Origin of the sequence: Rubripirellula tenax (genome assembly GCF_007860125.1) — a bacterium.
Lineage (GTDB): Bacteria > Planctomycetota > Planctomycetia > Pirellulales > Pirellulaceae > Rubripirellula > Rubripirellula tenax.
This window is the reverse complement of sequence record NZ_SJPW01000001.1, coordinates 578,077-591,078: the sequence shown is the minus strand read 5'-3', so window position 1 is coordinate 591,078 and position 13,002 is coordinate 578,077. Positions and strand designations below refer to the sequence as shown.

The 13,002-nt window shown below is 56.8% G+C and carries 9 protein-coding genes; 4 read left to right on the top strand and 5 right to left on the bottom strand.

What is annotated here, in order from left to right; genetic code table 11:
* The first annotated feature begins 171 nt into the window (after positions 1–171).
* Together Poly51_RS02145 and Poly51_RS02140 are read left to right on the top strand one after the other, a co-directional pair.
* On the top strand, positions 172–1,281 hold the full coding sequence (locus Poly51_RS02145; protein ID WP_146453757.1) for a glycosyltransferase: 1,110 nt from the start codon (positions 172–174) through the stop codon (positions 1,279–1,281).
* A 216-nt stretch (positions 1,282–1,497) separates the two neighbouring features.
* On the top strand, positions 1,498–2,523 hold the full coding sequence (locus tag Poly51_RS02140; RefSeq protein ID WP_146453755.1) for a hypothetical protein: 1,026 nt from the start codon (positions 1,498–1,500) through the stop codon (positions 2,521–2,523).
* Positions 2,524–2,532: 9 nt separating this feature from the next.
* Here the strand turns inward: Poly51_RS02140 and Poly51_RS02135 are convergent, their stop codons facing one another.
* The gene (locus tag Poly51_RS02135; RefSeq protein WP_146453754.1) at positions 2,533–3,918 is read right to left on the bottom strand and encodes an O-antigen ligase family protein; all 1,386 of its coding nucleotides are present in this window, start codon (positions 3,916–3,918) and stop codon (positions 2,533–2,535) included.
* Positions 3,918–5,051, bottom strand: coding sequence for an acyltransferase family protein (locus tag Poly51_RS02130; RefSeq protein WP_146453752.1), 1,134 nt, complete (start codon positions 5,049–5,051; stop codon positions 3,918–3,920). Before Poly51_RS02130 ends, Poly51_RS02135 begins: the two co-directional genes overlap by 1 nt.
* 231 nt (positions 5,052–5,282) lie before the next feature.
* Here Poly51_RS02130 and pgi point away from each other — a divergent pair, with 231 nt between their 5' ends.
* Complete coding sequence (pgi, locus tag Poly51_RS02125; protein WP_146453749.1) at positions 5,283–6,908, top strand: glucose-6-phosphate isomerase; 1,626 nt, start codon at positions 5,283–5,285, stop codon at positions 6,906–6,908.
* Here pgi and Poly51_RS02120 read toward each other — a convergent pair.
* From Poly51_RS02120 to Poly51_RS02110, 3 genes are all read right to left on the bottom strand, one after another.
* The gene (locus Poly51_RS02120; RefSeq protein WP_146453747.1) at positions 6,867–7,544 is read right to left on the bottom strand and encodes a hypothetical protein; all 678 of its coding nucleotides are present in this window, start codon (positions 7,542–7,544) and stop codon (positions 6,867–6,869) included. The two genes, pgi and Poly51_RS02120, sit on opposite strands and share 42 nt — an antisense overlap.
* A 501-nt stretch (positions 7,545–8,045) precedes the next feature.
* The gene (locus tag Poly51_RS02115; RefSeq protein ID WP_186775281.1) at positions 8,046–9,686 is read right to left on the bottom strand and encodes an outer membrane protein assembly factor BamB family protein; all 1,641 of its coding nucleotides are present in this window, start codon (positions 9,684–9,686) and stop codon (positions 8,046–8,048) included.
* An 8-nt stretch (positions 9,687–9,694) separates the two neighbouring features.
* The gene (locus Poly51_RS02110) at positions 9,695–11,218 is read right to left on the bottom strand and encodes a sulfatase family protein (protein ID WP_246114208.1); all 1,524 of its coding nucleotides are present in this window, start codon (positions 11,216–11,218) and stop codon (positions 9,695–9,697) included.
* A 118-nt stretch (positions 11,219–11,336) separates the two neighbouring features.
* Here Poly51_RS02110 and Poly51_RS02105 point away from each other — a divergent pair, with 118 nt between their 5' ends.
* On the top strand, positions 11,337–12,965 hold the full coding sequence (locus Poly51_RS02105; RefSeq protein WP_146453742.1) for a sodium:solute symporter: 1,629 nt from the start codon (positions 11,337–11,339) through the stop codon (positions 12,963–12,965).
* Positions 12,966–13,002 lie beyond the last annotated feature (37 nt).

Here is a 13,002-nt window from a genome sequence, read left to right as displayed (position 1 = left end):
GGCAGGGGATGGCCGATATCGGGTTTTCGTTTTTTCGCGAACAAAAAAATGACGATCGATCGTCGAAGTAGGATAGGCTTTTTAGTCTGTCAAAAATCGGAATGACAGGCAGAAGGCCTAAGCCAACTTGTTATCGCTCTAACCGTTGCGGATGGGAACAAAGAAACTGAAATGAAAGTCCTACAGGTCGTCGCCGACGGTGTCCCCGGCGGCGGAACCACCAACGTGTTGGCCCTGACCGAAGACTTGCTCGGTCGATCCGTCGACGTCGCCTTTTGTAGCCAACGTGATTCGTACGCCATCGAGCAAGCAACGGCTCTGGGCGCTCAAGTTTGTGACGGCCTCGACTTTTTTAGCGGACGGCTGAACCGGCGCATCGTTCGCGAACTCAGCGCCGTTGTCGAGCAGGTCAATCCCGACATCGTTCACGTCCACGGCGGAAGGGCCGCGTTCGCCTGGACGCGGGGTGGCAATCAGGCTCGGTTTCCGACGTCGCTGTACACCGTCCGTGGCTACCACTTTTACACCAAACCGGCACCGCTTCGGTTCCTGGGGAAACGCGCCGAGCGGCACATCAGCCGATCGGTCTACAAGACGGTTCACGTTTGCGAGAAAGATCGCGAAGTCGGGCTGCAACTGGGGTTCGTGCCGGATCCGTCACGAAGCACCGTCATTCGTAACGGTCTGCGTTTGTCGGACATTCCCCAATACGACGGGCTGCGCGATCCGAAAAACGTCGCCGTGCTAGGGCGGGTGACGCATCAAAAGTATCCCGAGCTGATTTTGGAACTGGCCGCGATGCTGGCCGACGACGGTTTTGTTTTTCACATGATCGGCGGCGGCGATATGGAGGACGAGATTCGTGCCCAGGTCGCCCGCGAGAATCTGACGAACGTGCGGATGTACGGTCACCAAAGTCGCGACGATGGCCTGAAGATCATGTCCGAAACGGGAACGTTCCTGTTGGCCAGTCGCTATGAGGGGCTGCCCATCGCACCGGTCGAAGCCATGGCCATGGGGTTGCCGGTGGTGATCTGTGACGTCAACGGATGCCCCGAAGTGGTCCGCGACGGCATCGACGGGCGAGTCGTTCCGATGGGCGATCGTCAAGGTTTCGCAGCCGCACTGCGAGCGGTGATTTCGGAACCGGATAAGACTGCTCAAATGATCGAAAGCGGGAAAACCCGAGTGGTCGAGCACTTCACCCGCGACCGCGTGGTACAGCAGCATTTGGAACTCTACGAACAATGCCTGAACGATCGCGGCGTGGCGGTTCGCTAAAACGACGTTGACGTTGGGGACGTCGGCTTGTTAATCGAAAGACTTGAGTCTTCTTTCTTCGATTCCAAGAATTTGACGTTTCCGCCGGTGCGTGCAAGGAAGTCCCGCCGTTTGCCCATCCGCTCGCAGTTTGCGTGCTTGCTAGCGTTTGGACTAATCGTTGCCTCCATCGGGTGCAACAACCGGGCTCACCGCGATTTGTACAACCAACGGTTGATGTCGGAATCGCGTGTTTTGGAAGACCAGCTCTATGAAGCCGACTACGAAAACCGTGTGCTTCGCGACCAACTGGAACAATATCGACGGAAAGTTGCTGAGGCCAGGATTCCGACGCCGTCGGTGATTCGCCCCCATGACCATCCCGAGCCATACGGCCCCGATTCGCCCAGCGATCACAATTCGGCCCATCGGATCCCGACGCCGTATGCCGATCCACAAGCGGATCTGCCCGAATTCGATTTGGGCGAGGGACTAGAAACCGACGAATACGATTTGCCGATGTTCGACGAGGGCGAGCCCGTCGATACCGATGCGTTGACGGATCCCGAAGCCATCGATGCTCCCAAACCGGATGCCAAGTCGTCCAAATCAACGCGTTCGTTAGATAAGCCGAATTCGAAAACGAATCCGTTCGAAGATGACTTCAGCGACGCCGAACTGTTGCCGGCACCGGGTGGGCCTATGCCGCCGGGTAAAAACGATACCCTCGTTCCGCCGATCGAACCGGGCGAAGTCTTGCCTCCGCCGATGGGCAACCAAGACGAAAAGCCGCCCGGCCAGATCATGTTGCCCGATGCAATTCAAGCTCAAATGGGCGTGCCAGAAAAACTGCAAATCCACCCGACGCTCTCGGTGCCTCATCATACCGATGGCGTTGTCGATGGAGCTGTGATTGTTGTCAACGCGATCGATGCGGCAGGTCGTCCTGTGGATATCACGAACTTTGACATCGATGCCGAGCTGTCCATCGTTGTGCTTGATCCGTCGCGGCCGGCGGACGCAGCGAACATTGGTCGCTGGGATTTCACTCGCGGCCAAGTTCAAACGCTGATTCGCCAACACCCGGTCGTTGGACTTCATGTTCCGATTCAATGGCAAGACGAACGACCCAACGGCGAGGACGTGATTGTTCACGTTCGGCTGCGAGGCGAAGACGAGGACATGAAGTGCGAAAGCGAGCTTCGGCTGGCCGATCAATCGCCGATCACCGACTGGACTCCGCGAGCAAAAACGCTTCGCTGATCGAAACTGCTATGCCAGCGCCGGACGCGTAACTGTGGCGAACGCCGGTTCGGGAACGGTGACCAGGATACCGCTTTGTTTCGCGGTCACTGCGACTCCGCCGATGAAGAACAGGAACATGTGGACCATCGGAATGATCAACACGTCCTGGAACATCCCGTTGGCGATATAGGCCAGCATCGTGCCCAACAATATCAGCCCAATGAATCGAGCCTCTGGTTTTTTGGCCGGTTCATAAGCCAGTCGCCACGCGGTTCCGGCAAGGCTTAGCAGCCACGCGACAAACAAGGACGCGCCGACAAGTCCTGTGTCGACCACGACGGAAAGGAATACGTTGTGTTGGTTGTACGGGCGCGCCATCTCAAGCGGCAAGTCGTAGCTGCGGTCGTTGTGATAGGGATCGTTGTGCGAATAGTAGTGGCCGAATCCGTGTCCGGCGATCGGTTTGTCTTTGAACATTTCCCAGGCCACGATCGCCAACAACGGCCGCAGTGCCATCGACTTTTGAGCATCGGCGGCCGACAAGTTTTTGTCGCGTTTCATCTGTACCAGTTGTTCCTTCAGTCCCATCACCGACGCGCCGCCCAACAAGACAATCGTCATCAGTCCCAGCACACGGACCCAACGTGGCGAATACGTCATGGCGACCAAACCGGCTGCCGCGATTCCGCCCATCCATGCACTGCGAGTCAGAGTTGCGTAGACACCCAAAAGCAAGACGCCTGCGATCGCCGCGTACAGGACCTTCATCTGACGGTCGGCGTACACGAAGTGCAAACACGCGGCCGTCAACGCGATGCTGATCAGCATACCGTTGCCCGACGGGTTCATCAGCGGGCCTCGGCCCCGGCCGAAAAATTCCCACTGTTCAGCGTTGACGATGAAGCGAGGAAAGACCAAGGCGTGCAAGCCAAAGACTTCGAACAGGGCCGTCACTGCCAAATACACCCCCAGCCCGATCGCACCCAACGTCAACCATCGTACGTCTTTCTGATCGATCTTGATAATACGAGCGATCGCATACATCCCCGCCGGCATTGCGATGTAAAACAACCATCGGGCCGTCGGCGACGAACCGCCGGGAACCGATCCACCACCCAATGTTCGAACGAAGAACCAGCCGACGATCCCAACAACCATCCAATCCATGCGAGTCATTTTTGGGAAAGTGACGTTACCCATCCGCCAACCAATCGCGGCCATCCCAAACATGCCGCCCCAAAGGACACGGTCGAGACTGATTTGAATCGGGCCATCGATTGCAAAAAACGCAGGACCGAACACCGTCCCCACGGCCAACACCAACAGTGCAACCGCCATCAATCGACCGGACTGCAAAACGGGCACCAGCCACACAAGAGCGGCGATAGTAAATAGGGCGACTAGAAATTCCATCAGTTCGGTTCGCTCAGGGGAGATAGCTTTCCAACGGGCTTGCTTTGCAGGCCAGGGATACGTCCGCCGGTCAACATGGAAATAGCGGAGGGGCAAAAGCGGCTAATCAAAACGACTGCTGTGTAACAACCAACCAACACCAGCGGTGTCAAAATCCAGCAAGAATAGTCGTGGTCGATGAAGCGGTCGCTGATGCGATGAGCAACCGCTCGCAGCGGAAACTCGTGGACCAAATAGACAAAGAACGATCCGCCCGATAGACGGACCAACCACGGTGATCTCATTCGCCACGCGATCGCAAACAGCACCGGCACACCCACAACGATGGATGCCTGGTGCAAGAGCACGTCGGGCAACGAGTGATCGTCGCAGTACCACATGTCAAAATTGGCGCGGACCAGAATCTTGACGACCACCAGCGACATCCAAAGGGTGACTGCCGCAACGATCGTCGACGTCTGCGATCGGCCGATACGTTCGATCACGTCGTAATGAGATACGGCGATGCACCCGAGCGAAAAGAACAGCAGCGTTTCCATCTGCAGCGACCGCCATCCGGCCAACATCGGAAACACTTGCCAATCCACGACCCAAGCGGTCGCAACCGCGCCAATAAAAATCCGACAAGCGACGGGGCGACGACAAAACCAACCGATCGCCGGTGCTATCGCAACCAAGATCATCAAATCACGCAAGAACCAAAGCTGTTCGGCCGGAGGACGCAACAACCAAGTTGTCACGAACTGGGGCGCGGTGACGTCGATCGGCTTGCCTTCGGCCCGGCGTACAAACAACCAAAATAGCATCGCAACGGATGCGACGATGAAATACGGAATCAAGACGGTGCGAGTTCGCCCGGCCAACTTGGTTTTGTAGCTGGCAAAGGTTCCATCATCACTTCGGAAATAGAACAGCCCCGCGGCGAAAGCAAAAATCGGTACGGCAACACGAGCCAATCCGCCAAAAACGAACTCTTGCGCCAATTGATTCGCGGTCGCCAGCGAAGCAAATGGCTGGTCGGGGACGTCGGACTTGTAATGGATCCCGACCACCAATACCGTCGCCAACAAACCAACGACCGAGAATGTCTGTTTGGCTTCGGGCGATAGATCGTGTTTTACCGGCGGATTCATGACGCAACCACGCGAGTGCGGACGGTGAAAAGGGATCGTGCCGGTTGAACCGGTTGTGAGACCCGTGATCGCCGACGAGCATCAGCGACTGTGGAAAGCCTAGGTCACGAATCCGTGCATCGCCGCCAGCGCATCTCGCGTTGCCCTACCCTTCGCAATGAAATCGGTTTTTCCGCTATCCTATCGGCTCCAAATCTGAAACACCGAAACAATCTACGACAAGGATCAACCATGGCTTCCGCCCTGACGTCGCTGCCCCAGTGGAAATCGCTCGCCAAGCATTTCGACGCCATCCGAGACGTTCATCTGCGGAAAATGTTTGCCGACGACCCATCGCGAGGCGAAACGTTGACGGTCGAGGCTGCCGGTTTGTACCTGGACTATTCAAAGAACCGAGTCACCGCAGAAACGATGGGCTTGCTAGTCGGACTGGCCGAAGCAGCGGATGTACAAGGTCGCATCGAAGCGATGTTTACGGGCGAGAAGATCAACCTGACGGAGGGCCGCGCCGTATTGCACACAGCACTGCGAGCACCCAAGGGCGCCACGGTGATGGTCGACGGCGAGAATGTGATTCCCGATGTCCACGCGGTGCTTGATAAGATGGCCAAGTTTTGTGATCGCGTCCGCGGCGGCGATTGGAAGGGGCACACGGGCAAGCGGATCCGCAACATCGTCAACGTTGGCATCGGCGGATCGGATCTTGGTCCGGTCATGGCTTACGAGGCGCTGAAGCACTTCAGCGATCGCAACTTGACCATGCGGTTCGTCAGCAACGTGGACGCGACTGACTTTGCCGAAGCCACCGTCGACTTGGATCCGGCCGAGACGCTGTTCATTGTCGCATCGAAGACGTTCACAACGATCGAGACGATGACCAACGCGACCACCGCACGCACGTGGTTGCTGGCCGGATTGGGTGGCGACGAAGCGGCGATTCCTAAGCACTTCGTCGCGTTGTCGACGAACGCCGAATTAGTATCGGCGTTCGGCATCGATACCGCAAATATGTTCGAGTTCTGGGATTGGGTCGGCGGTCGCTATTCGATGGAGTCGGCAATCGGACTGTCAACGATGTTGGCGATCGGACCGAAGCACTACCGCGAAATGCTTGACGGTTTCCATGAAATGGACCAGCACTTTCGCACCGCGCCGTTGACCGAAAACCTGCCCGTGTTGATGGGTATGTTGGCGGTTTGGTATTCGAACTTTTTCGGTTGCGAGACGACGGCAGTGCTGCCCTACGAACAATACCTGAAGCGATTCCCCGCGTACCTGCAACAGTTGACGATGGAGAGCAACGGCAAGTATGTGACGACCGATGGCGACCGAGTCACTTACGACACTGGCATGATTTACTGGGGCGAACCGGGCACCAACGGCCAACACTCGTTCTATCAATTGATCCATCAAGGAACGCGTTTGATTCCTTGCGACTTCATCGCATTCGGAAAGTCGCTCAATCCGATCGGCGACCACCAAGACATTCTGATGGCGAATGTGTTGGCACAAAGCGAAGCCCTGGCGTTCGGAAAAACGGCCGATGAAGTTGCCGCCGAAGGCACCGAGGCGTGGCTGGTGCCGCACCGTGCGTTCGAAGGTAACCGACCGTCCAGCACCATCTTCGCCGATGTGATGTCGCCGGCCATCCTTGGCAAACTGGTCGCGTTGTACGAACACAGCGTCTACGTGCAAAGCATCATTTGGAATATCGACGCATTCGATCAATGGGGCGTCGAGCTGGGCAAAGTACTGGCCAAGAACATCATCCCCGAACTCGACCCGAAATCAAAATCGGACCTGAAGCACGACAGTTCAACGAATCAACTGATCCGTCGCTATCGGTCCATGCGATAGAATCGATCGCCTTCGATTGCGTCGATAGCCCAGCGCCACGACTGCGCCGAACGAAACGAATGCGAGCGATGAAAGTTCGGGAACCGCCATCACGTGCGGGTACAAAAATTGTCGCCCGCCAAAGTCGTCGTTTTGGAGCGTTGCGCCGTTCACGAAAAAGGTATTCGGTATGGCGCTTTCCATCAAAATATCGACGCCAGCCCGATCGATGCCGGACGAAGAATTTGGGACGTTGTAAAGTGCTAGGCCGGGCGAGTTACCAGGATCAAGCGGATTGACCAAATTAGCCCATGAGTCTGTTAACGTCGTCAGCGGGTCGTTTATGTCGAAGTTGTTATCGATGAATCCGTTGCCAAAAGTATCTTCGACGTCGCCCAGCCCGATCGCATGCCCGATCTCGTGCGTAAGAATGGTCTGAAACGTATTCAGGTTCCATGACACGTTGTTGTTGTTCATCGTGATGTCCGCACCGGTGATCGAGTACCCGGAGTATCCGGAAACGCCGCTTGTCAACGTTACACTGCCCGAGCTGCTTCCGTTGAAGTAGGCTTGGCCTCGAAATCCGGTGCCAATGTTGCCCGAAAAGAGATCGATCTCCGCACCGAGTCGAACGTTTGCTTCGATGCCGGAATTCACTGCGGTACCGAGATCTTCAACGAAAGAAAGTGACGTTCCCAGGCCAGTAACCGGGTCCGTTGCCGTCCAAGGAATAAACGCATCCGTAACGCTAGAACGCTAGGCGTTACCGACCAGTTGAACTGATCCCGGAACGCTTCGTAGTTTCCGCCGGAGACCGAAAACCTTAGGCCACCGTCCAGCGATCGTTCTATCGAACCTTGCGAGGTCGAGAATGTTCGCGGGGCAGCATTCCAACGAGAACCGCCGCTTAGGCTGCCGTTTCCGTCGAGCCCAAAGACGACTGCCGCGTAGGATGATGAGATTGTTGTTAAGGAAGCCACGAGCAACAGAAAAAAACGAACCATCTAAATCCCCTAGTCACATTTACGCCTTCGATTTTCGCGAGCCGTCTACGTCTGACTCTGGCCTACCGAAGGGAAAGCGGGTTCGATTGTAAGAAAATGGTTCTCGCGATGCGCGAATGGAGGGCCATAATCTCGGATTTCCAGGCTTTTAGTTTTACGGATGAGGCGAGATTGTTTTCATCGGTGCGTCGATGCACAGAATTTCGTGGATCGTGTGGGCGTATAGCCGGCCACGCGACGCCGTGATGCTGGCGCGATTCCATGATTGGCCGGGTACGCCCAAATCGTTTATCGCTTTGATCGCCGATTCTGTCAGTGCTTCGGCATTCCAATCGATCACGTAAACCGTTCCCGCCATCGTCGACACATACAACGCATCGCCGACGACCGTGGGGATCGCCGACGCGTGATGGCCCCACCCGTTGCCTTCCGAACGATTGTCACCGGCCACGCGAAAACCCTGTGAATTGAGCATGTCATTGGGCGCGAATGCCCACTGGGTGATGGGCAATTGTTTGTTCCTCTTGCGCCCCGAGGCGAGAAGTTGCTGAACCAGGGCGGGATCCATGCCAGACGGATCCCAAAGCCACGTGTCACGCGCGCGGTCGACGCCGGGCATGGATTGAACCGGCAGTTGCAGATACTCGACATCGCCGCTAGCACAGTTCACCCGGCCGATCCATGGCTGGGTGTAGGAACGAAAGTAGTGGTACTTTCCGACCAGCAGGTTGGATTGTTGAATGATCGCGCGAGAGACGGATTCGGTATCGAGCGATTCTCGTCGATCGACCCATTGGCCATCGACGTGCGCCCGCACCGGTACGTTTTCCATGATCGAGACTTCTCGCTTGACCTTGCCCGTCACCGCGTCGACCCATAAATGCTTGTCCGCGTGAAACACCAACACGTCGTCGCCGAACTGGGAATACGTCATCGTGCTCATGAAGCCCGGCAGTTCCAAAGTCCACAATGTCTTGCCGTCGGTGGCGTCGATCATCGAGACCCCTTCGGGTTTTTCAGGCGGCGAGTGTCCGCCGCCGCGACCGACCACCAAGACGCGTCGTCCGTCGGACCGATCCAACAACAATGGCACGCAACCCATGTTGGCTCCGCATGACGACTTCCACGCGTCGGCGCCGGTCTGCAAGTCAATCGCTTGCACCTGAGTCCATTGATCAACGGGCGCATCGGCGTGGTCGTGAGTGAAGTGTCCGTGGTCGTCGGGCAGATAAGTCTGGCGAATGAACAGCACTGTTCCGTCGACGATCGTCGGCTGTGTTCGTCCGACCGGCATGACGAACCGTTGCCAGATAGGATTGCCGTCGAAGTCGAATGCCGCGATGGACCCGGATGCGTTGAAAAACACAACGGTTGACCCGTCGGTGACAGGCGACGGCGAACTGCTGTCACTGAAGCAGCCGGAAAGCTGCAGCGGATGATCGGCGGTGACTGTCCGTTTCCAAACTGTTTCGCCCGTATCCGCGTCACAGCACCAACCGACGATGTTTTGACCCAATGTGGCGTCCCGGGTAACGGGTTGCATCGTCGTGAAGAAAATGCGGTCGACCCACGTGACGACACTGCTCTGTCCGGTCTCGGGCAGCGTCTTTCGCCAGCGGATGTTCTCGTTCCGGACGGCGCTCCATAGGGTCGGCGCTTTGGCGTCGCGGCGACGGAAGTTCGATTCGGGGCCGGGGCCCTGAGGCCAACCGTCGGCCCCGGCAGACGACATCGGGCCGATGGTCAGGACAACCATCAACGCGGTGACGAATCGCATCGCTGTTCGCTGAAGCATAGGAGTCATCATTTTCCGTCCGCGGCCCACTGTTTCATCAACGCGATGTTTTGTTCGACTTCTTTCAAGTTCGAATCCGTTCCTTTGCGGCGCAGCGACTTCAAGTACACTTCCATGTCGCTGTCGTACATCGAGTCGGGTTCCGGTTGGCGTCCTTGATCGCCTGTCGTTTTCATCCATTGGTCAAGCATCCCGCGCATCGATTTCAAGGTTGCCGATTCATCGGGATCCGAAGCAAGGTTGTTGGTCTCGTACGGGTCGATGACCAAGTCGTAAAGCTCTTCCTTTGGGCGAACCTTTTGGAAGAGCAATTGTTGCACTTCGTTCAGTTTCCCTTGGCCGTGCCATTGTCGTAGCGCAATCAGAATCGCTTTGGCATCTTTGTAGGCGCAGGGTTGTAAGTACGGACGTTGCGGCAGAAAGTTGCGGACGTACTTGTAGTCTTGCGTCCGGACGCTACGAATGTGATCGACGGTTTCATCGCACCGATCTCGAGCGGCAAAGACGGCTTTGCGAGGCTTGTAGTCGCTCGCCAACAAATTCGTGGCCTGCATGTTCGACGGAATCTCAATGCCGGCCGCCGCCAACGAGACTGCCGCGATGTCGATGTGTTCGACCAAGTCTTCTCGTACCGAACCCGCCTCGATTCCCGGGCCGCGGATCACCAAAGGAACGTGAATCCCCTCGTCATATAGAAACTGTTTTCCTCGCGCGTGACTGATCCCGTGATCGGTCATGAAGATGACTAGCGTGTTTTCCAGCACGCCTTCGGCGCTAAGACGCTCGATCGCTTCGCCGACCATCATGTCGGTCAATCGTACTGAATCAAGATACGCGGCCCAATCGCGAACGATGTCGGGGTGATCGGGGTAGTACGGCGGCAGTCGGACCGATTCGATCGGAGTTGGCAAACCGTAGGCGGCCTTCGCCGATGCGGCCGTCTTGTCCCAACCCTTGGCATCTTTCCCGCGAAGTTTGCCGCCTTGCGTTTGAATCTGTGCAAAGAACGGTTGACCCTCTGCTCGCGACGACCAATCGTTGTCGTCGTAGACGTCGGGGTTCCATGCGAAATTGTAATCGGTCTTGCCCAGCTTTCCGTTGACGGGCCAACCCGAAATCGACGTGTGATAGCCGGCGTCTTGGAACAGTTTGGGAACCATTTTTACGTTGGCTGGCAATGCGATCTTCTGTGCCCCGCGCCCGCTGCGATGGTGATGTGCACCGATGGACGTTTGATACATTCCCGTGATGAACGCAGACCGACACGTCGAACAGACCGGCGCGGTCACGAAAGCGCGGGTGAACTTGACGCCTTCGTCGGCCAAGCGATCGACGTTGGGCGTGACGATCGCCGTCTCGCCGTAGCACGAAAAATTGGCCGACATGTCATCGGGAATGATCCAGACGATGTTCGGACGGGTTTCCAAAGGCGGTTCGGCGGCAACGACGGCATCAGGCCGTGTCACGAAGGCGGAAATCGCGATGCACATGGGCACCACGCAAAATAGAGCTGCCAGATTGACGCGGTTCACAAGCGACTCCTTCGGATTCAAGCACGGTATCGAGGTGATGAAAACGATATCTTAGCCGGATGAACTCGATAGAATCGTGCTTTCCCCGACTTGACGAGTTCCTTTTCTGGTTTTGGTGATGCCTTTCAACTCGCACGGATCCCCGTTGGCGGTGATGTTCTTCAATGGGATCGACTATGCCGTCTTGGTCGGATACTTCGTCGGCATCATGGGATTGGGGTTTTATTTCTGGCGACGCAATCAGTCGGCTGACGATTTTTCGGCGGCGGGTCGTTCGTTGCCGGGATGGTTGTGCGGGCTTTCCATCTTTGCGACCTACTTGAGCAGCATCAGTTATCTAGCGCTGCCGGGAAAAGCATTCGTCGCCAACTGGAACGTGTTCATGTACTCGCTGGCGATTCCACCGGCGGCCGCGATCGCGGTGCGATATTTCTTGCCGTTGTATCGCCGGTCGGGTGAAGTATCGGCGTACTCGTTGTTGGAAGTCCGTTTCGGGTTGTGGGCGCGCTTGTTCGCTAGCGGGTTCTATTTGCTTTATCAGATCGCCAGGATCGGTGTCGTCATGTACTTGATGGCGCTGCCAATGGCGATCTTGTTCGGATGGGACATCCGTGTGGTGATTGTCGTCACGGGCGTTGTGGTGACGTTGTATTCTTTCGTCGGCGGTATCGTTGCTGTGATCTGGGCGGACGCAGTTCAAGCGGTGGTGTTGTTGGCCGGCGCGTTGTTGGCACTGGTGATCCTACTGATGGGAATGCCGGGCGGGCCGTCGGAAGTCATTCTCGTGGCAAATGATGCCGGTAAGTTTTCGCTCGGAAGTCCGTCGCTGTTGACGGTTTCGGAACCGACGATCTGGATTGTTTTCGCGTACGGTTTGTTCGACAACTTGCGCAACTTCGGCATCGACCAAAGTTATGTCCAACGCTACATCGCATCGCGCACCGATCGCGATGCGGCTCGAAGCGTTTGGTTCGGGGCGTTGTTGTACGTTCCCGTCAGCGCGATGTTTTTGTTCATCGGTTCGTCGCTGTACGCGTACTATGACACCCATCCGACCGATATGGCCGAAGTTCGCCAGATCGTCGCCGAACAACGGTTGATGCAAGCCGGCGTGGACACCGAAGCGCCGGACTACGTGGCCCAACGCGATGCGAAAGCGGCGTCGTTGTCGGAAACCGATTTAGGCGACCGTGTTTTTCCTCACTTCATCGCCGCGCATCTGCCGCAGGGTGCCCGAGGGCTGTTGATCGCGGCGGTGTTTGCGGCGGCGATGAGTACCGTTTCGACATCGTTGAATTCGTCGGCAACCTTAGTGATGAGCGACTTCTACAAGCGTTTGTATCGACCCGATTCGACCGACGCTGATCACGTCGGGGTTTTGCGGATCTCGACGGTCGCTTGGGGGATTTTCGGGACGTGCATGTCGTTGACGTTGGTCCGATTGTCCGACAGCATCCTTGACGTGTGGTGGTTATTGTCGGGAGTGCTGGGGGCCGGCATCATCGGCTTGTTTTTGTTGGGAGTCGTTGTGCCGACGATTCATGGGCGGCGGGCGATCGCGGCGCTGGTCGCGGGGATGGTGTTGATCGCGTGGATGTCGATTTCGCAAACCACGTACTGGCCCGATTCATTGGCATCGTTCGTCAGCCCGTTTCATCCCTGGTTGGTGATCGTCTTGGGGCCGATCATGATCATCGGTCTGGGCAAAGTCGTGACGCAAACGTCTGGCCCCGTTCAATCGCAATGACGGGCGACGCTGCGGTCGATAAACTGATCCGCGGCGG